Origin of the sequence: Magnetospirillum gryphiswaldense MSR-1 v2 (assembly GCF_000513295.1) — a bacterium.
GTDB classification, from domain to species: domain Bacteria; phylum Pseudomonadota; class Alphaproteobacteria; order Rhodospirillales; family Magnetospirillaceae; genus Magnetospirillum; species Magnetospirillum gryphiswaldense.
This window is the reverse complement of record NC_023065.1, coordinates 3,885,153-3,903,447: the sequence shown is the minus strand read 5'-3', so window position 1 is coordinate 3,903,447 and position 18,295 is coordinate 3,885,153. Positions and strand designations below refer to the sequence as shown.

Genomic DNA, 18,295 nt, shown 5'->3' with positions numbered 1-18,295 from the left:
CTTAAGATTGTGGGGTCAGGACTTTACCCCCATCAACATGTAATTGACGTCCAGATTCATGGTTTCGCGCCACTCATCGGTCAGGGGTTGGAATTCCATGCCACGAAAGGCCTTGGTGTCGATGCCTGCTGCCCGCAGCCAGCCGGCGAATTCCGACGGCTTGACGAACTTCTTCCAATCATGGGTACCTTTGGGTAGCCAGCGCAGTACGTATTCGGCACCGACGATGGCCATCAGCCAGGATTTGGCGGTGCGGTTGAGCGTCGCCCCCAGGAACACGCCGCCGGGCCTAAGCGCGCCGGCGGCCAGTCCGATGAAGCGAACCGGATCGGGCACGTGCTCGATCACCTCCATGGACAGCACCACGTCGAAGCTTTCCGCCGCCACATCCTCGGGGCCGCCGACACGATATTCCACCGCCACGCCCGACTTTTGGGCATGAATGCGAGCCACCGCGATGTTCTTGTCGCCGGCATCGATGCCGGTGACGCTAAAACCCATGCGGGCCAGAGGTTCCGACAACAGGCCGCCGCCACAGCCCACATCCAGCAAGGTCAGTCCCGCGAATGGCTTCGGGTCCTGCGGATCGCGGCCGAAATGGGCAGCCATCTCGCGGCGGATGAAGGCCAGCCGCACCGGATTGAAACGGTGCAGCGGCTTGAATTTGCCGGTGGGGTCCCACCATTCTTCGGCCATGGCGGTGAACCGGGCGACCTCTTCGGGCGATGCGGTCCGCGCGCGCGGGTCGGGGGTGGAACTGGTCATCGGATACTCCTGAATAAGGCGGTTTTTGACGGGTTGCCGGGCTTGCTTCGAAAGTGGCGACAGAGTATGAAGGGGCGCCCTTCGGGCGGCAACCGGGCAGACGAAGAAAAATGAACCGGCGGCAGTGGCCGCGGTGTTTCAAGGATTACCTCATGGCGCGCATCGTGATGAAATTCGGCGGAACCTCCGTCGGCGACATCGACCGTATCAAGAATGTGGCTCGCCGCGTCAAGCGCGAGGTCGAGGCCGGCAATCAGGTGGCCGTGGTGGTTTCCGCCATGTCCGGCGTCACCAACCAATTGGTTGACTGGTGCAAGCAGATGGCGCCGCTTCACGATCAGCGCGAATACGATGCCGTCGTCGCCACCGGCGAGCAGGTGACCTCGGGCCTGTTGGCCATCGGCTTGCAGGAACTGGGTCTGGATGCCCGCTCGTGGAGCGGTTGGCAGGTGCCCATCCGCACCGACGACGTGCACGGCAAGGCCCGCATCGACAGCATCGACACCTCCGAGATGATCGCCGGCATGGAACGCGGTCAGGTGGCGGTGGTCGCCGGCTTTCAGGGCATCGCCCCCGGTAACCGCGTCGCCACCTTGGGCCGCGGCGGCTCCGATACGTCCGCCGTGGCTTTGGCCGCCGCCCTGCATGCCGACCGCTGCGATATCTATACCGATGTGGACGGCGTCTACACCACCGATCCGCGGATCGTGACCAAGGCCAAGAAGCTCGATAAGATCACCTACGAGGAAATGCTGGAACTGGCGAGCGTCGGCGCCAAGGTGCTTCAGACCCGCTCGGTCGAGATGGCCATGAAGCATCATGTGCGCGTGCAGGTGCTGTCCAGCTTCGAGGACAAGCCCGGAACTCTGGTTTGCGATGAGGATGAGATCGTGGAAAAGGAACTGTTGAGCGGTATTGCCTATAGCCGCGACGAAGCCAAGATCACCCTGGTCAAGGTGGCCGACCGCCCCGGCGTCGCCGCCGCCATTTTCGGCCCGCTGGCCGACAACGCCGTCAACGTCGACATGATCGTCCAAAACGTGTCGGAAGACGGCAAGTCCACCGACCTGACCTTCACCGTCGGCAAGGCCGATCTGGAACGGGCCAAGAAGGTGATCGAGGACAACAAGGCCACCTTGGCCTATGAAGGCCTGATCGCCGATTCCAACGTGGTCAAGGTGTCGGTCATCGGCGTCGGCATGCGCAGCCATGCCGGCATCGCCCAGAAGATGTTCCAGACCCTGGCGGCCGAAGGCATCAACATCCAGGTCATCTCGACCTCGGAAATCAAGATCAGCGTGCTGATCGAAGAGAAGTACACCGAGTTGGCGTTGCGCGCCCTGCACACCGCCTATGGCCTGGATGCGGCCTGATTGAACGGACCGGGTGACGGCACATGACGGCGATGGGGGCTAGCCTGAACGGGCGGCTTGACCGGCTGTGGCAACGGGGACGCGCGTTCCTGGGCACGGATTACGCCATCATGGGCGGCGCCATGTCGTGGGTGTCGGAACGCCACTTGGTGGCGGCCATCTCCAATGCCGGCGGCTTCGGCGTCATCGCCTGCGGCTCGATGGAACCGACCAGACTGGCCGAGGAAATCCACGCCACCCAGGCGCTGACGACCAGACCATTCGGCGTCAACCTGATCACCATGCATCCGCAATTGGACGCGTTAATCGACGTCTGCGGCCAAGCCCGCGTCAGTCATATCGTCCTGGCCGGCGGCCTGCCCAACGCGGCGGCGATCAAACGGGCCAAGGATACCGGGGCCAAGGTGGTGTGCTTCGCCCCCGCCTTGATCCTGGCGAAAAAGCTGGTGCGTTCCGGCGTCGACGCCCTGGTCATCGAAGGGGCGGAAGCCGGCGGCCATATCGGGCCGGTCTCCACCTCGGTGCTGGCCCAGGAAATCCTGCCGGTGATGGCCACCGAACTGCCGATCTTCGTCGCCGGCGGCATCGGGCGCGGCGAAGCCATCGTCAGCTATCTGGAAATGGGGGCGGCGGGCGTCCAGTTGGGCACCCGCTTCGTCTGCGCCGACGAATGCGTGGCCCATGCCAATTTCAAGCAGGCCTTCATCAAAGCCGCCGCCCGCGACGCCATCCCCACCACCCAGGTGGACCCGGCCTTTCCGGTCATCCCGGTCCGCGCCCTGGTCAACCAGGGCACCAAGCGATTCATCGCGTTCCAGCACGAAGTCATCCGCCGCTGCCGCGCCGGCGAGCTCGAGCAAAAGGACGCCCAGTTGGAAATCGAGCATTACTGGGCCGGGGCGTTGAAGCGCGCGGTCATCGACGGCGATGTCGACACCGGCTCGGTGATGGCCGGACAAAGCGTCGGGCTGGTCAACAAGGTGCAGCCCTGCGCCGAGATTTTCGCTGAATTGCTGGATCAGGCGCTGGGCGCCCTGGCCGCCCGTACGGGATTGTCCTGATGAGCCCGGCGGCGCCCTCGGTTTCCAGGCGCCTGCTGGCCCGCCTGCGCGATGTCATGGCCGGTGGCGGCGGGGCGGAAGAACGCCTGAACCGGGTGGTCGGCCTGATCGCCGCCGACATGGTGGCCGAAGTGTGCTCGTGCTACGTCATGCGCGCCGGCGAAGTGCTGGAACTGTTCGCCACCGAGGGCCTGAAGAAGGGCGCCATCCACAATACCCGCCTGCGGGTGGGCGAAGGTCTGGTCGGCGACATCGCCGCCCATGCCCGCCCCCTGGCCCTGGCCGACGCCCAAAGCCATCCCAATTTCGCCTATCGCCCGGAAACCGGCGAAGAGATTTTCCACTCGCTCATGGGCGTCCCCATCATCAGGGGTGGTCGCGTCGTCGGCGTGCTGGTGGTGCAGAACCGCACCATGCGCCATTACACCGACGAAGAAATCGAGACCATGGAAACCGTCGCCATGGTCCTGGCCGAACTGGTCGCCTCGGGCGAATTGGTCAGCCGCGACGAATTGGTGCCGGTGGACGGCAACGCCCTGCTGCCGTTGCGCCTGGAAGGCATCCGCCTCAATGGCGGCGTCGGCATCGGCACCGCCGTTTTACACAATCCCCGCATCATCATCCGCCGTTTGGTGGCGGAAGACCCCGATCTCGAACACGAGCGCCTGAAGATTGCCCTGGCCGACATCAAGAAGGCCCTGGACGACCTGTTTTCGCGGCCCGAGATGCGCGACGGCGAGCACCGCGACGTGCTCGAAACCTATCGCATGTTCACCGAGGACAAGGGCTGGTTGGGCAAGATCGGCGAGGCCATCAACACCGGTCTGACCGCCGAAGCCGCCGTGCAGAAGGTACACGAGGACATGCGCGCCCGCATGAGCCAGATCAGCGACCCCTATTTGCGCGAGCGTCTGCACGATTTCGAGGATCTGGCCAACCGCCTGCTGCAACACCTGTCGGGGGAAGGCGGCGCCGCCTCCAAGGGCGAATTGCCCGCCGATGCCATCTTGTTCGCCCGCTCCATGGGGCCGATGGAATTGTTCGACTATGACCCCAAGCGCCTGCGCGGCCTGGTCATGGAAGAAGGCAGCCCGACCATGCACGTGGCCATCGTCGCCCGTGCGCTCGACATTCCGGTGGTCGGCCGCTGCAAGGAGGCGCTGGACAAGGTCGAGCCGCTGGACCCGGTGGTGGTCGACGGCGATAACGGCCAGGTCTTCCTGCGCCCCAGCGACGACATCCGCGACATCTTCTCGGACGCTCTCAACCAACGTCAGCAGCGCGCCGCCCATTATGCCAAGCTGAAAGACCTGCCGGCCATCACCCGCGACGGCATCGCCGTGCGGCTGATGATGAATGCCGGCCTGCTGCTGGATTTGCAGCATTTGCACGAATGCGGTGCCGACGGCATCGGCCTTTATCGCACCGAATTGCCGTTCATGGCCCGCTCGTCGCTGCCCGACGTCGCCGCCCAGACCACTCTTTACAACAAGATCCTGGATCAGGCGGCGGGCAAGCCGGTGGTGTTTCGCACCCTTGATGTCGGCGGCGACAAGGTGCTGCCCTATTGGAACCCCTACGAGGAAGACAACCCGGCCCTGGGCTGGCGCTCGATCCGCATCACCCTGGACCGCCCGGCGGTGATGCGCCACCAGTTGCGCGCCCTGATCCGGGCGGCGGCGGGGCGCGAACTCAGCATCATGTTCCCCATGGTCGCCGAAGTGGCCGAACTGGTGCAGGCCCGCCATCTGCTGGACATGGAAATCGCCCACGAAAAGGGCAAGGGCCACGTGCTGCCCGAACGCATCCGCGTCGGTACCATGCTGGAAGTGCCGGCCCTGGCCTTCCAGATGGATTCGCTGCTGCCGTTGGTGGATTTCGTCTCCATCGGTTCCAACGACATGGCCCAGTTCCTGTTCGCCGTCGATCGCGGCAATCCCCGCATCGCCGACCGCTACGACCCACTGTCGCCGGCCATGCTGACTTTCATGCGCTATGTGGCGTCCAAATGCGATGCCGCCGGCGTCCCCCTGTCGGTGTGCGGCGAGATGGCCGGACGACCGTTGGAAGCCATGGCGCTGTTGGCCTGCGGCGTGCGCATCCTGTCGGTGTCGTCACCAGCCACCAGCCCGGTCAAGACCATGATCCGCTCGCTGTCGGTGGGGCCGGTGCGCGACTATCTGGATCACTGCCTGAAACTGCCCGACCGGTCTTTGCGCGATCGGCTGCGATCATTTGCCCTGGATCATCACGTCATCCTGTAACCGCATTGACGCGACGCCCGCTTTAGGCGAGCCTGCTGTCAGGCCATTACCCTAGGGGGGAGCCCTTTATGCAGACCGTCGCCGCCATATCCTTTCGCGATAATCACAGCCTCTCCATGGACATGGAAAGCGTGTCGCGCATCGACATTACCGCGCCCAAGCAGGTGGACGACGGCACTTGGTTCTGCGAATTGCTGGTGCGCAGTGCCCACGGCACCGTCGTGCTGAACTTGCTGGCCGACGACCCCGCCAAGCTTCAAGTCGTGCCGCAGGGGCTGGAGTAGCCTGGACTTGTCTTGTGGCCATATTTCCGCCCTGGGTTATAGAAGCCCATGCCGCTTCGATGCCGCAACCGCATAACCGAGAAACGCTCTCCACTCTTCCAAGCAAGTCCACGGCGGACATCCCCGCCGGCGCCGTTGGCGAGGTCGTCCGCGAAGCGGCTCGCGAGTTCGCTGGTTTTCGCTGATAAGCCACGACCGGGTCGCCTTCGTGTATCGGCGGTCATGGATGCCCAACGTGTATGAACAAATTGCCGAAGCACGGATCACCATACGATAGGGGGACGGGATGAAGATCGCCGCACTGAGCCGGCTTGCCGTCGTCATCTTGGCGCTGGCCGCCTGCGCGCCCATCCGCGAGGACGCGACCGCCCTGCCGCCCCCTCTCGCCCTGAAGGCGGTGATGGTCGATCGGGCATCGCCGAATTATGAGATCGCCAACCTTGAGATCGCCGTCAAACCGGAAGGACAGGGCGGCATTTCCAGGGGGATGGTCGTCCGCATCACCGAGCCCGTCACGGTATACCGCCTGTGGAGCGGCCCCCAGGCGGTCAACGCCCATGGACAGACCAACCGCATGGGTCAATGGTGGTCTTATGATGCGCCGTCCGGGCAACGTGACCGCTATCGCGTCGATTACGAAATCTGCAACGCCTGGAATGACCTGACCTGGGTTGCCTCCTGCACCCTGAAAGCCGGAGCGGTGGTTGCCATCGGCCCGGGGCAGTCAGTATCTGAGGATGCGTGTGACCAGCCCGGCGAGGCCTACCCGGCGAACAAGTTTAAGTGGCAGATCTACGTGGATAAGGCATGGGCACGCCCGCAGGAGCTGGAATGCCCCAACCCTGCTCATGATTACGCCAACGACCCGACCGACATATCCAAACCGCTGGGGTTGGGCGCGGGGGGCCATGTGGCCGACAAGACCGTACCGACCAAGCTCCCGGAGTAGTCCCCATGCGGATTTCTGTGTTCGCGGCCCTCGTCGCCGCTTCTTTTCTGATCCCAGTTCCGGATGCCGGGGCCGCTCCCGACCCGACCGCCGAACACAAGCGCGTCTATGCACAGATCAATGACGATCTGGGTCGAATGACGAAAAAAACCTTCGAGCTCGATTTTCCCGGCGCGCCGGTTCCTCCCCAGGCGACCGTATGGATGGAAAACGGCCTACCCCGGAAGGTTCAGGTGATCTATCCCGACGACCACGGAAGCACGGGCGAAGCCTATTACCTGAAGCCGGTGGGCGAGGGCGTGCAAGTGCTGTTCGTTTATGCGGGCGTGACCACCCAGGCCGTGGATGGCGGCAATTCGACATTGCGGGAACACCGTTATTACTTCCGTGACGGTCAGATGTTCCGCTGGCTGGACGAGAACAAGACGTCCGTGCCGCAGGACACCGACGAGTTCAAGGCCAAGGAACAGGAGCTTCTCGACACCCTTTCGACGGTGCTCGAATCCCTATCCCCTCCCAAGTCAGGCGGCAAGCCGGCGGGTGGCCCGATCAAGGAGACGACCGGAACCTTCGCCGGGTTTGAGGAAGGCGACTACACCTATCTGCATCTGCGCGCCGGCGGTGAGGAACACTCGTTCATGATCCTCCGGACCGACGATGCCTTGGAACGTCTTCTGAACGCACCGGAACGCTATATGGGCAAGAAGATCACCGTCACCTGGCAAAATACGATGGAAACCATCCCCGAGGCGGGTGGCAGAATCGAGGTCACCAAGGTGCTGAGCGTCACGCTGCCGAAATGATGGCGCGATCAACCTCGCCCGCCGTCAGGCCTGTAGTGCTGGCGGGACTCACAGCGGCGGTGGTTCGTGGACAAAGCGATGACATCAAGGCAACCGCTGTTTTTCATAATATCACGAACCGGCGCAACAACAGCCAACGCATTGGCTTATATCCAGATTGGAGATGATCATGCGCACACTTTCCGTTGTCACCGTCGCCCTTTGCATGAGCTTCACTGGCGCCGCCATGGCCGGTTCCGATACCGATGCCCGCGAAATTGTTAAAAATGCCGTCGCCGTCATCAAGCAATACGGTACTGCCGATGGCGCTAACTTGCTCAACGACGGGTACGGGGACGTCCACCGCCACGACATGACCGTGGCCGTCTATAAAAAGAATGGCGTCGTGCTCGCCCACCCAAGGAAAGGATTGGTGGGCAGAGACCTTAGCGACAACCGTGGCGACGACATCCACTGCGAGAGGCTGGCCGAAGTCGACGTCTGCGCCATATCGGCGAAGCGATAATCGACCGCCTCCGGCGTGCCGGTTCACTCAAACCCATGGCGGATTTCATCACATGCGCATGTTCCTGGCCGTGGTGCTCGCAGGTGTATTCCTCGTCTCCAACGTCCGCGCCGAGATGAAATCGGATGCGGAGACTTGCGAGGCTATCACCGGCGGTCGTTGGAAACAGCCGGCCTGGCATCTGGTGGACATGTGGTACGACCTGGGCGATTCCCAGCCGTTCAAGTCCCTGACTATCGAAGTGGAGGTGGACGGCGACGTCACCGAGCCGGGGCGGGACAAGCTGATCTACATCGCCCCGGTCTACGGGAAGATCAACGGCAGCGGCTTCTACTTCGGCATGCAGACCGACGTCTCGCGCCCCGGCGGGGCCAAGCGCGGCTTCATCTTCAGCCGCTGGGGCCGGGCCTCATCAGAAGACGCGGCCCCGGCCGAGGGCGGGTGGAGTGCGGCATTGACCCACGCGCAGTCGAACGAAGGCGATTTCGCCGGTGTGCGGGTCGCCTATCCGTGGAAAGCCGGACGCTATCTCTTCCGGATGGAACCGACGATGAGCGATGGCGGCGGAACCTGGGTCGCGCTGGTGGTCGGCGAGTATGACAGCGGCAAGGTCATCGAGGTCGGCAGCGTTCGCTTTCCTGGGCAGGATTTGACCATCGACAAGGATGCCGTAAGCTTCGTCGAGATTTACGGTCACGAGGTCATCGACAATATTTGCCGGACCAGGATGCCATCGACCGGTGTCGCCGTCTTCAGGCAGTTGGAAGTGAATGAACGCGCCATCGACCTGCGCCGCAGGAGCTCGTGCGTTTTCCCGCGGGACGTTCCGCCCCTCGCCGCCGTTTCCCGCTCTCCCGACGATGTCATCGTCGAGTTCGGGCGAGCGCCGTGGGGCGAGCGCTGCAAATAGTCGGAAGGTGGCCCGGGGGCGGTTCTCACCAAACATTTCGCCATCCGTCGCGGCGAGTGAACGGAAAGCGAGAAGGGGAGATGGGTGACAATTCCTGACACGACGAATCCTTCTAGGCGGGGGCTGAAGAAATGAACGACGATTCCGACACGTATGTCGAAGTGAGCCACGGAACCTGGGGCGACCGCATATGGGAATCCCTGAAAGGCATTGTGATCGGCCTGGTGCTGATCCCCGTTTCCATCGCCCTGCTGTCGTGGAACGAGGAACAGGCGGTGGATAGAAGCGGTGCCCTGGCCATGGCGGCGGACGTGGTCATCAGCGTTCCCGCCGAACGGGTGAGCGCCGCCAACGAAGGCAAGCTGGTTCATGTGAGCGGTCGGGTCAGCACCGACGATGTCCTGGCCGATCCCGATTTCGGCGTTGAGGTCAGCGCCATCAAGCTGGTCCGCCGCGTCGAAACCTACCAGTGGCTGGAAACCAGTTCCTCGGAGACCAAGGACAAGTTCGGGGGCGGAACCGAAACCGTCACCACTTACAAGTACAGCAAGGATTGGTCGTCCGGGTTGGCGGATTCGTCGTCTTTCAAAAAACCGGGTGGCCACCAGAATCCGTCCGACACACCATTCCAAGACATTCATCTTCTCGCCGGCAAGGTCACGCTCGGGGCGTTCGAGCTGAACGAAGCCATGATCGAAGCTATGGACGATCTGCAACCGGTGCCGCTTCGGCAAATGGCGGCGGAACTTCCCGATGAACTCGATGGTCGGCGCGTCCTGTTCACCGGCAGCGAGATCTATCTGGGCGATTCCCCCGACGCCCCGCGGATCGGCGACATGCGCGTCAAGTTCACCATGGCCGCTCCAGCTGACGTCAGCGTCCTGTCGCGGCAGCGGGGGGTGTCGTTCGTTCCTTATTCCACTCCGACCGGCGACGTACAGTTGGTGGAATACGGCTTGAAGAGCCCCGAGGCCATGGTTCGCACCGCCGAGCGCGAAAGTGCCGTTCTCACCTGGGCGCTACGCCTCGCCGGCTTTGTCCTTATGTTCATGGGATTCAAGCTGGTCTTCGCCATCATCGAGGCCATCGCCGCGTTTCTCCCCCCCTTGGCATGGCTGAGTGGTGCGGTCCTGAGCGTCGCCGCTGGCATCCTGGCCTTTGTCTTGTCCACCATCGTCATCGGCACCGCCTGGATGGCCCAGCGACCGCTGGTGGCCACCGGCTTCGTCGTGGCCTTGATCGGCGCGTCGGTTGCCGTCTGGTACAGGCGGCGGACCAAGAAGCATCTGCCATCACCGCAATGAGAGGGAGATTGCGGCCTTCTGAGCCGGCCTCCTCCGCGACAATTGATTTTTGGAGAATAAGCATGAACGGGCGTGTTTTATCAGCGATTGCAGCTCTTGCTTTTTTCGTGGGCTCGATCTCGGCCAGTGCGAGCGAATGTGGTTCGAAGGGAAAGCCGTCATTGAAAGGCGGGGCGCAAACCGAAATTCTTTTCCATAATTACACCGCTCACACCACACGTGTGTATTGGGCCGACTTCAGGGGGCGTCTCATCGAATACGCCTTGATTCAGCCCAATGACGTCAAAACCTACAAGACCTATATGGGGCATAATTGGTACTTCGAGGCGATCACGCCCGAGGAAGAGGCGAAACGTCGGCAAGGTGAAGGATGCTTTGGCCCGATTACGGCAGCCTATTCCGACTCGACCTGCACGGTCCGGGTTCTTTATGAGGATGGAATCGGCGTCGATGCCGGCGGCTGCGATTACGAATAATACCGTCTCGTCATAACCCGCCACGACGAGATTGCCGCCAAGTTGACCACGGTGCCGCTGCTGCGTCCCGACCTCGACGCCATCTGTTGCGCCCGCGTCGAGATACCCTGGACATAGACTTCCTGGATGATTGCGGTCAGCGTCGTTTCCGCCATTCAGCGCCCTCCGGCCACCACACCGTCGCCTGTACCGCGGCAACCATGGTATCAACCGAAACACTCACCTCTGAGTGGGCCGAAACAGGGGGGAAGGTCTGCCGATGTGCCAGTTTCAGTCAGTTGCTTAGGATCCGAGTTACCGACCCAAATCGCGGGCATGAATCGTCAGATAGGTGTCTCGTCTCCGGTGAGCTTCTGTTTTCCGGAAAGGTGAGAGGGAATGGTAAAGCATACGCGGGTCCCTCTGGGACTTGCCGCTTCAATCCAGACCCGACCTCCTGCTGATTCTATAATCTTGCGAACGACCGCCAATCCAATCCCGGTGCCTGATGGCGCATCCTGCGGATGAAGGCGTTCGAACACACCAAACACACGCTCCCTCATGTCCTCAGCAATCCCAACCCCGTTATCCTCGACGCGAAATACCAATTGATCTGTTTTCGCCTCACAGGTGACCCTGACTGATGGGATTGTCGCTTTGTGACTGAACGTCATGCTGTTGTCGATCAGAGCCGTGAAAATATCTGACAGCCGCTCCAGATCGACTCGCGCGGTCGGCAATTCCCCATGATCAATGACCGCACCAGACTCTCGGATTTTTCTGGCAAGCCGTTGCAACGCCTTATTCAAAGCAATTTTAGTGGCGCAACGTTTCGGGTTCCATGGCGAATGTGACAGGGCCATATGGACTTGCATGTCAGCCAGCAATTTCCTAAGCCTTTCGCCGCCATGGACGATATGATTAACCGTATCCGCCGCCTCACCGCGGCTTATGCCGCTGACCCATTAAGTGCCTTGAGAAGGGTCTGACGTCGGGATATGTTCGCGACCATGGCGAAGCAGTTGTCCCTTCTCGACTTCCAAACGTGGTTTCCCGACGATGAAAGCTGCTACCGTCTGCTACTGGAGCGCCGTTGGCCAAACGGGTTTGTCTGCCCGAAATGCGGTGCGCAGAACGCCGCCCGTCTGAGCAGTCGCGCCTATACGTTCGCGTGTAGGGACTGTGGATCGCAGACGTCGGCGACAGCCGGAACCATCATGCATCGGACCCGCCTTTCGCTTCGGGCGTGGTTCTGCGCCGCCCACCTGATGGTGACACATTCCAACGGAATGTCGGCGCGACAGATGGCTGGGCAACTGGGAATCACCTATCGGGCTGCCTGGCTGCTGGAGCAGAAGCTTCGGCGAGCGATGATCGATCCGGAGCGCGCCCCACTGAATGGCGTCATCGAAATCGACCAGACCGAGATGCCGTTCCACGACCTGGAGGAACCCGGCAAGCCGCTCAAGGAAGGAAAAATCCTCGTGATCGGCGCAGTCGAGGTCCGTGATCGAACCACGGGAAAGCCGCAGAAACCCAAAGCTCTTGGCGCAAAATACCTCGACACCCTGTCGGGCCGCTGCCGGATGGCCGTGATCCCCAGCAACGAGAAGCCAAACATCCACGCCTTCATCAAGGCCAACATCGTCCCCGGCGCCACCCTGGTTTCCGATGGCCACGCATCCTACACCGGGCTGGTCGGATACCGGCATGATCCCCGCGTCATCGGCAATATGGCCGCTCATATCCCCCTGCACTGGATCCATCGGGTCTTCGCCCTTCTGAAGCGCTGGGGGCTCGGCACCTATCATGGTTTCCGCCGCGAGCACATCGACACCTACCTCAATGAGTTCGTCTTTCGTTACAACCGGCGCTTTTACCGCCACGTCTCGTTCGAGACCATCCTCGGCCTGTCCGCCGACCATGCACCGATGTCGTACTGGGAAATCATAAAACGCGACAATCCCAGGAAGGGTAGACCGGTGAACCGAAAAAGCCCCCGCCAACGCAAGACCCAGGACGGCGTTCAGATCGACGGGACCGGGCCGAAAAAGCGGCGCCCGAAACCGGATGATGACGCTAATGGGTCAGAGGCATAAGCCGCGCCTCACCATCAGCTATTATTTTATTGCTGAAAATTTTCTTCAGCTTTGAAGTATAGAGCAACTGTTCACGGACGGGTTCTTGGAGGTGGTGGGACAGGACATAGGCAAAATTCTTGATCTCGTGAACAGTCCTTCGCTCGCCCTCCACGGCCTCATCCTTCAATCGGACAAGCTCGGCCTGGGACGCCTGGAGAGCGGCCTCGCTTTTGATCCGAGCATTGATTTCCCGTGTCAACTGGATCGTCTTGTGGGCTAAGTTATCGTACATGCCCATGACGGTCTCGATCAGGACCCGGGTGGCTCCGGACATTTCCTTGTTGGCGAGCTCCTTTGCCCGCTCAAGGGAAACACCCGTCGGCATCGCCAGAACGACCTTCGCCATTCGCTTGTCGGACTCGATGATGTGAAGGGCAAGCCAGTGGGTCAGAAATCTGACGACCTGCTCGATCACCTCATCATAGGGTTTTCCCTCCACTCCACGGCTCATTTCGATAATTTTGTCGACGAAGTCGGAATGGGCGCTCCGGTGCCACTCTTCCCAGGAATCTCCGGCAAAGTGTGCGCTCCAGATCGCCTCCTCGGTGGCAAAGTGGATCGCGGCATAGTCCTTCAAATCGCTGATGACTTGATCGATGGCGGGGGCATTGCGCTGGAAGGCCAGATGGGCGACCAAGACGTTCAACAGCTCAATCAGCCGCTTATGCTGAGTGTCGATAATGTCGATCCCGGTGGCGAAATTTTCGTCCCAGGGAAATATCTCAACTGTGTGTTCGGCATGACCGGTCATATCTGGGTTCCAACATCAGGTTTTAGGCAGAGAGAAGCAGACCGAAGTCCCGCCATCCAAACCATCTTCGATCCATATACGCCCGCCATGGCTCTCGACGATCTTCTTGCAGACCGCCAGGCCGATGCCGGTGCCCTCATAGGCATCCTGGGTCTCTAGCCGCTGGAAAATCTTGAATGCCCGCTCGCGGTCGTTGGGAGCTATGCCGATGCCGTTGTCGCGGACAGATGCAATCCAATCTCGACCATCGCACCTACAGTTAACCTGAACACGGATGGGACGATCTTTGGCATGGTACTTGATGGCGTTACCAATAAGGTTCTGGAATAGGCGTTCAAGCTCTGTCGGTGATCCCCGGACAGAGGGCATACCATCCATTATCTCGATTGTGGCCTTAGCATCGGCAACTGCTACCTCCAGGTTGGTAAGGGCGTTGGTGACGACATCGGACAACGGCACCTGTTGGAATGAGGCTTCATGCCGTCCAGTGCGGGAGTATTCGAGCAAGTCGAGGATCATCCGGTCCATCCGCTTGGCACCGTCAACGGCAAAGCCAAAGAACGTTTTCAGGTCGTTATCCGAATCAATATCCAGCCGCTGTCGGATCAGGCCAAGATAGCTGCTGACCATCCGCAGCGGTTGACGCAGGTCATGGGAGGCGACATAGGCGAACTGTTCCAACTCGCCATTGATCTCGGCCAACTTCCTGGCTTGGATAGCTAGGTTTCGTTGCGCCGCTTCCGCCGCATCCTTGGCTGCCAGGATGTCTTGATTCGAAAGATCACGCTCCAAGACGGCACCGACCCATCGTGCCAGCAGACGCACGAACTCGATGTCACCATCGTCGAACTCCCGTCCGCATGGTTTGGGGGAACTGAAATTTACCGTCCCGAAGTCAAGTCCCCGAACTGTGACCGGCGCTCCTATATAGGCTTCAAGGCCGAATGCTTTGTAACAAGGGTGTCCTGCATATCTTGACTCCGCCATGTTGGATACGGCTACGACATCATTGGCGCTTATGGTGAGGGCGCAATAGGTCTCACCAAGCTCAAACACCTGGCCGTCGTGCAGAGACGCCTCGGGCGGAGCCTTATGGTGGAGGACGGCGTAGGTGTTCTCGTCAATCCGGCTGATAATCCCGATAGGCACCCCCAGATGCCTTGCCCCGAGCGCAAGTGCCTCGGTCAATTGCCCGGAGGCATCGACACGGGGAAGAGCCGCAATATCGCTCAATGCACGGAGGCTCTCATAGTGACGCTGAACCATGCGTGTCCGCTCAGCGAGTGCGATCTCGACATCCTTACGGACGGTAATGTCTTCCTTGATCCCGACAAAATGGGCGATCTCGCCGTGGTCATCGAGAATAGGAAAGATGATCGCCTGTTCCCAGTAGGGCTCGCCGGACTTCCGCTTATTGCGAAGTTCACCCTGCCAGTGACGCTTATCCCTGATCGCCGCCCATAACCCCTCGTAGACTGTTATTGGCGTTTCGCCCGACGCCACCAGCCGCGGATTCATTCCAATCGCTTCTGCCGGAGTATAGCCAGTTACCTCGGTGAATCTGGGATTGACGAATTTAATTATTCCACTGGGGTCGGTGACCACCACGGAAACCGGAGACTGATCGACGATGCGTGAGAACAGCCTGAGTTGAATCGCGACATCGGCTTGGCCGGTGATGTTGGTGCCACTGCCACAATACCCGATGAAGTTGCCGCCATCGTCATAGCGCGGGCCGCCGCTGATGCTGATCCATTGAGCCGTTTTGCCCTTGCCTATCCAATACCGATAGTCGCGGAATTTTCGGTGTGCTGCCAGGTCATCGCGATGCGCTTGCCAAGACGCCTGATCCTCTTCAATTCCACGAGCCGAAAGCTCCCACCGAAGCTTCCCGATAGCGATGGAGGGATCGATTTGTGCTGCCTCGGCAAAGCTAGGAGAAAGCCACGTAATGCGATGAGCCTCATCCGTTTCCCAATACCAGTCACTGGATGCTTCCGAGAAAGTTTTCAGGCTGGCCTCGTTCTCGGACAGCGTCCCCACTACCTCTTGCAGCTTTTCCGCCATACGGTTGAACGCCTTGGCGGTATCGGCCAGCTCATCGTTGCTGGTTATGGGGACGCGAGTCTCAAGCTCGCCTGCGGCAAGGCGCGCTCCCGCCAATCGCAGTGCTTCGAGTTGTTGGGTCAAATACGATCCAAGGAACCACGAGAACAAGGCCGTAAGAGCGAGGCCAAGAGCGGCAATCGAGGAGGAAAGACGACCGGCGGCGAAAATGGCATCGTCAAGGGCTTGGCTGTCGATGCCGAGTCGCACTGTCCCGAAATTGTTCCCAGCGACGACCACCTGCTGTAGGCGCTCGGTGACAACGTTTGAGGTGGAGGTTGCCTTGGACTCTGCCAAAACCTTTCCGTCCTCATCAAGAAAGCGGAGATAGGTGACGCTACCCGTTGTCAGCGTTTCAGCGACGATAGCGTCCAGTGTCGCAAAGTCTTTGGAGATCAGGGCGTCCCTGGCGCTGGCAGAGATCAGGCGAAGGGTCACATCGGCGCGCCGATCAACCTCTTCGCGACCAGATCGCTTCATGGCTCCAACCGTGATGAACAGGAGGATGCCTAGAATGACAATTTGAAGCAGGGCGACGCCCGTAATTGTCTTTGAACGAAATGTCATTCAGCCTTCTGCTTCTGCCATTGTTCCAACAGATGAATGTCCAAGGCGCGAACATCGTTCCAGTCTTGGTCAGCTCCTGCCTCAATACCCTTCATCGTGACGCCCTCTAGAACGTAACGGCCAACATCGTCGCCTTGAAGCGACCTCATGGCGTCCAGCACCCGCTTAACTACCTCGGAGGGGACGCGAGGATGGGCTGCGAAGGGATGAGGCGTGTAGTCCTTGGTGGTAGCCAAAACGCGAAGATCATTGCGCTGCTCGGTCGGCAAGGAGTCCAGCGTGCGGGTGATGCCGCCACCTGCGGCAAAGTTTCCGGCTGAAACGCCCCGATATACCGAGTCATGGGACGACACATACTTGGGAATAATCCTGACGCCGTGGCTCGAGAACTCAGCCTGGGCCAGGATGCTGGCTGCAAAAGCAGCCGGAGCCGGGAAGATCACAGGCTTATCCGCCAGATCGTTGATGCTTTGATAGGGGGCATCTTGGCGCACGACAACGATACCGACCAGCCGACGATCCTTCTCCTTGGCAAAGGCCAAGTAGCCGGTGTGCTGGTGGAAGACCGAATAGTGGTAGGGGTTCATATAGGCGAAGTCATACGCGCCCGCGCCAAGCTCAGCCTCAAAAGCAGGAATATCCTTTGGGGTGCGAAAAATAAATTTGACCCCGGCACGTCGCCCGACTTCGTTGAGAAACGGCACCCATTGCTCCGCCATGCGAGACGCTGCTGCCTGGGGAACGACGCCGAAGCTCAACGTTCGGGGCTCCGCGCGGACGCTGGCGGACGACAACAGGAGAACCAGCGTCACCAGGCCCCCTGAACTCCAACGGAAAAAACTTCCCAGCACGAAGGCCTCCCCAACACCTATCCTTTGGATTAGGTTGACCCTAATACAAAAGATTTAACGCTGTATATGGCGGCGGTAAATACTAATTAAACAGCGTGGGGCAGATCACCATGACCCCGAGCGAAGACGGCTCCGAGCTGCACACGGTTCTGCACGGTAATCTGCCGGGTGTGGCGAAGGCGGTCTATTCGCGGCAATCCCTTGAATCAAAAAGCCCTTCCGCGGGAACGGAAGGGCTTTCATCATCGGTATTTGGTTGCGGGGGCAGGCAACCAACGTTGTTTGCACGTCGATTGGGCTCCTCTGAACCCCTTGGATATGTCCAAGTAACGGGAGGAGAACATGATTACGCGAACACCGGAAACCGAAGAGCATTATCGCCAAATTGCCCGGCGCCTGATGCAAACCTGTGGCCGTGACCTTGGACGCCATTCGTCCGAACTGACGGTCGCCATGATGGCAGGATGGATGATCCAACACAGGACCGAATGGGCATCGGCAACCTGGCGCCAGTACCGCGCGGCACTCGACTTTGTCACTGGTTCGCAACTGTCCGGAATCCCGAGCCGGAGCGAATTGCCTCCCCCAGCCCCCCGTGACGAGCGCACCTCCGGCCTCAAGGAAAAGCGCCTCCCGCCCGACGACCTCCAGAAATTGCTCGACTACCTTTTGGATGAGGCCAAACGGCGCCCCCGCCAGTCGTCAAATGGCATTTCCACCAGGGGCATGGCCACCCTGCTCTTGTTGTGCGGCACGATCACCGGGTTGCGCCACTGCGAGTGGGTGTCGGTAGTGGTCACCCCCCTGCCCTCCGGGCTGACCTTGCGCATCCGAAATGCAAAGAACACCAATGGCCGCAGCCACGTTGAATTCCGGGAATTCCATCTGACCGGCATCGGCGAAACCCTCAAGGGATTCATTCTATTGCTGGTGAGCGTGACAGGACAGACCGCTGCCGCCGGGATGCACGAAACGCTCGTGGCCTCGGCGGGAAAGGCGCTCCAACGCGCGGCGAGGCGGCTATCCAAGCATGTCTGACGTCATCGGCCTTGGGACAAATTGGGGCATTTGCGTAACGGAGGATTTCTGGCTCATCGTAGTGACCGAAGGGAACGAAGATGAGACAGAAACCCGCCGCTTGAACCATCAGCGCCAAGCCGCTTAACATCAATCATTGGTGAGCCAGAACCTCCGTTCCAAAACCGC

17 protein-coding genes and 1 pseudogene are annotated in these 18,295 nt (G+C 60.5%); 12 read left to right on the top strand and 6 right to left on the bottom strand.

All coding sequences use genetic code 11. The features are described from left to right. Nucleotides 1-15: 15 nt before the first annotated feature. Entirely contained in the window at nucleotides 16-765 is a 750-nt protein-coding gene (ubiG, locus tag MGMSRV2_RS18675) for a bifunctional 2-polyprenyl-6-hydroxyphenol methylase/3-demethylubiquinol 3-O-methyltransferase UbiG (protein WP_024081941.1), read from the bottom strand. Between the two features lie 152 nt (nucleotides 766-917). Here ubiG and MGMSRV2_RS18670 point away from each other — a divergent pair, with 152 nt between their 5' ends. From MGMSRV2_RS18670 to MGMSRV2_RS21520, 10 genes are all read left to right on the top strand, one after another. Continuing rightward, nucleotides 918-2,138 carry an aspartate kinase gene (locus MGMSRV2_RS18670; protein ID WP_024081940.1) on the top strand — a complete coding sequence of 407 codons (1,221 nt, stop codon included), beginning with the start codon at nucleotides 918-920 and terminating at the stop codon, nucleotides 2,136-2,138. 23 nt (nucleotides 2,139-2,161) lie between these two features. Beyond that, nucleotides 2,162-3,199: an NAD(P)H-dependent flavin oxidoreductase gene (locus tag MGMSRV2_RS18665; RefSeq protein WP_024081939.1), complete on the top strand. Its 1,038-nt coding sequence runs from the start codon at nucleotides 2,162-2,164 to the stop codon at nucleotides 3,197-3,199. Then, nucleotides 3,199-5,463 carry a phosphoenolpyruvate--protein phosphotransferase gene (gene ptsP, locus MGMSRV2_RS18660; RefSeq protein WP_024081938.1) on the top strand — a complete coding sequence of 755 codons (2,265 nt, stop codon included), beginning with the start codon at nucleotides 3,199-3,201 and terminating at the stop codon, nucleotides 5,461-5,463. The genes MGMSRV2_RS18665 and ptsP overlap by 1 nt, the downstream gene beginning before the upstream one ends. A gap of 68 nt (nucleotides 5,464-5,531) precedes the next feature. After that, nucleotides 5,532-5,747, top strand: coding sequence for a hypothetical protein (locus MGMSRV2_RS18655; protein WP_024081937.1), 216 nt, complete (start codon nucleotides 5,532-5,534; stop codon nucleotides 5,745-5,747). Nucleotides 5,748-6,033: 286 nt separating this feature from the next. Beyond that, nucleotides 6,034-6,696 carry a hypothetical protein gene (locus MGMSRV2_RS18650; protein WP_024081936.1) on the top strand — a complete coding sequence of 221 codons (663 nt, stop codon included), beginning with the start codon at nucleotides 6,034-6,036 and terminating at the stop codon, nucleotides 6,694-6,696. A 5-nt stretch (nucleotides 6,697-6,701) separates the two neighbouring features. Next, entirely contained in the window at nucleotides 6,702-7,499 is a 798-nt protein-coding gene (locus MGMSRV2_RS18645; protein WP_024081935.1) for a hypothetical protein, read from the top strand. Between the two features lie 169 nt (nucleotides 7,500-7,668). Further along, entirely contained in the window at nucleotides 7,669-8,004 is a 336-nt protein-coding gene (locus tag MGMSRV2_RS18640) for a conserved exported protein of unknown function (RefSeq protein WP_024081933.1), read from the top strand. Nucleotides 8,005-8,056: 52 nt separating this feature from the next. Then, the gene (locus MGMSRV2_RS18635; protein WP_024081932.1) at nucleotides 8,057-8,914 is read left to right on the top strand and encodes a DUF3472 domain-containing protein; all 858 of its coding nucleotides are present in this window, start codon (nucleotides 8,057-8,059) and stop codon (nucleotides 8,912-8,914) included. Between the two features lie 131 nt (nucleotides 8,915-9,045). After that, nucleotides 9,046-10,218: a TMEM43 family protein gene (locus tag MGMSRV2_RS18630; protein WP_024081931.1), complete on the top strand. Its 1,173-nt coding sequence runs from the start codon at nucleotides 9,046-9,048 to the stop codon at nucleotides 10,216-10,218. 62 nt (nucleotides 10,219-10,280) lie between these two features. Further along, nucleotides 10,281-10,694: a VHL beta domain-containing protein gene (locus MGMSRV2_RS21520; protein WP_024081930.1), complete on the top strand. Its 414-nt coding sequence runs from the start codon at nucleotides 10,281-10,283 to the stop codon at nucleotides 10,692-10,694. Here the strand turns inward: MGMSRV2_RS21520 and MGMSRV2_RS21515 are convergent. Both MGMSRV2_RS21515 and MGMSRV2_RS18620 read right to left on the bottom strand, forming a co-directional pair. Beyond that, on the bottom strand, nucleotides 10,685-10,849 hold the full coding sequence (locus MGMSRV2_RS21515; RefSeq protein WP_158497789.1) for a hypothetical protein: 165 nt from the start codon (nucleotides 10,847-10,849) through the stop codon (nucleotides 10,685-10,687). The two genes, MGMSRV2_RS21520 and MGMSRV2_RS21515, sit on opposite strands and share 10 nt — an antisense overlap. Before the next feature lie 168 nt (nucleotides 10,850-11,017). Then, nucleotides 11,018-11,548: a sensor histidine kinase gene (locus tag MGMSRV2_RS18620; protein WP_084028157.1), complete on the bottom strand. Its 531-nt coding sequence runs from the start codon at nucleotides 11,546-11,548 to the stop codon at nucleotides 11,018-11,020. A gap of 135 nt (nucleotides 11,549-11,683) precedes the next feature. On the opposite strand from MGMSRV2_RS18620, the pseudogene MGMSRV2_RS18615 reads away from it, so the two are divergent. After that, nucleotides 11,684-12,613 (top strand): annotated as a pseudogene (locus MGMSRV2_RS18615) (IS1595 family transposase); the annotation flags it as partial. Nucleotides 12,614-12,752: 139 nt separating this feature from the next. On the opposite strand, the gene MGMSRV2_RS18610 reads toward MGMSRV2_RS18615, so the two are convergent. Genes MGMSRV2_RS18610 through MGMSRV2_RS18600 form a run of 3 tightly spaced genes read right to left on the bottom strand, consistent with a single transcriptional unit; the run spans nucleotide 12,753 to nucleotide 17,050 of the window. Next, nucleotides 12,753-13,565, bottom strand: a complete 813-nt coding sequence (locus MGMSRV2_RS18610; protein ID WP_024081927.1) for a bacteriohemerythrin — start codon at nucleotides 13,563-13,565, stop codon at nucleotides 12,753-12,755. Nucleotides 13,566-13,580: 15 nt separating this feature from the next. After that, nucleotides 13,581-16,238, bottom strand: coding sequence for an ATP-binding protein (locus tag MGMSRV2_RS18605; protein ID WP_024081926.1), 2,658 nt, complete (start codon nucleotides 16,236-16,238; stop codon nucleotides 13,581-13,583). After that, a complete protein-coding gene (locus tag MGMSRV2_RS18600; protein ID WP_197538545.1) occupies nucleotides 16,235-17,050 on the bottom strand; it encodes a phosphate/phosphite/phosphonate ABC transporter substrate-binding protein in 816 nt (271 codons plus the stop codon). The genes MGMSRV2_RS18605 and MGMSRV2_RS18600 overlap by 4 nt, the downstream gene beginning before the upstream one ends. Before the next feature lie 381 nt (nucleotides 17,051-17,431). On the opposite strand from MGMSRV2_RS18600, the gene MGMSRV2_RS18595 reads away from it, so the two are divergent. Further along, nucleotides 17,432-18,127: a hypothetical protein gene (locus MGMSRV2_RS18595; RefSeq protein ID WP_024081923.1), complete on the top strand. Its 696-nt coding sequence runs from the start codon at nucleotides 17,432-17,434 to the stop codon at nucleotides 18,125-18,127. The last annotated feature ends 168 nt before the right edge of the window (nucleotides 18,128-18,295 follow it).

What these genes read in the sequence shown, in the direction of transcription:
- ubiG (WP_024081941.1), bottom strand. Translation starts at nt 765, where the DNA reads ATGACCAGTTCCACCCCCGACCCGCGCGCGCGGACCGCATCGCCCGAA.
- MGMSRV2_RS18670 (WP_024081940.1), top strand. Translation starts at nt 918, where the DNA reads ATGGCGCGCATCGTGATGAAATTCGGCGGAACCTCCGTCGGCGACATC.
- MGMSRV2_RS18665 (WP_024081939.1), top strand. Translation starts at nt 2,162, where the DNA reads ATGACGGCGATGGGGGCTAGCCTGAACGGGCGGCTTGACCGGCTGTGG.
- ptsP (WP_024081938.1), top strand. Translation starts at nt 3,199, where the DNA reads ATGAGCCCGGCGGCGCCCTCGGTTTCCAGGCGCCTGCTGGCCCGCCTG.
- MGMSRV2_RS18655 (WP_024081937.1), top strand. Translation starts at nt 5,532, where the DNA reads ATGCAGACCGTCGCCGCCATATCCTTTCGCGATAATCACAGCCTCTCC.
- MGMSRV2_RS18650 (WP_024081936.1), top strand. Translation starts at nt 6,034, where the DNA reads ATGAAGATCGCCGCACTGAGCCGGCTTGCCGTCGTCATCTTGGCGCTG.
- MGMSRV2_RS18645 (WP_024081935.1), top strand. Translation starts at nt 6,702, where the DNA reads ATGCGGATTTCTGTGTTCGCGGCCCTCGTCGCCGCTTCTTTTCTGATC.
- MGMSRV2_RS18640 (WP_024081933.1), top strand. Translation starts at nt 7,669, where the DNA reads ATGCGCACACTTTCCGTTGTCACCGTCGCCCTTTGCATGAGCTTCACT.
- MGMSRV2_RS18635 (WP_024081932.1), top strand. Translation starts at nt 8,057, where the DNA reads ATGCGCATGTTCCTGGCCGTGGTGCTCGCAGGTGTATTCCTCGTCTCC.
- MGMSRV2_RS18630 (WP_024081931.1), top strand. Translation starts at nt 9,046, where the DNA reads ATGAACGACGATTCCGACACGTATGTCGAAGTGAGCCACGGAACCTGG.
- MGMSRV2_RS21520 (WP_024081930.1), top strand. Translation starts at nt 10,281, where the DNA reads ATGAACGGGCGTGTTTTATCAGCGATTGCAGCTCTTGCTTTTTTCGTG.
- MGMSRV2_RS21515 (WP_158497789.1), bottom strand. Translation starts at nt 10,849, where the DNA reads ATGGCGGAAACGACGCTGACCGCAATCATCCAGGAAGTCTATGTCCAG.
- MGMSRV2_RS18620 (WP_084028157.1), bottom strand. Translation starts at nt 11,548, where the DNA reads ATGCAAGTCCATATGGCCCTGTCACATTCGCCATGGAACCCGAAACGT.
- MGMSRV2_RS18610 (WP_024081927.1), bottom strand. Translation starts at nt 13,565, where the DNA reads ATGACCGGTCATGCCGAACACACAGTTGAGATATTTCCCTGGGACGAA.
- MGMSRV2_RS18605 (WP_024081926.1), bottom strand. Translation starts at nt 16,238, where the DNA reads ATGACATTTCGTTCAAAGACAATTACGGGCGTCGCCCTGCTTCAAATT.
- MGMSRV2_RS18595 (WP_024081923.1), top strand. Translation starts at nt 17,432, where the DNA reads ATGATTACGCGAACACCGGAAACCGAAGAGCATTATCGCCAAATTGCC.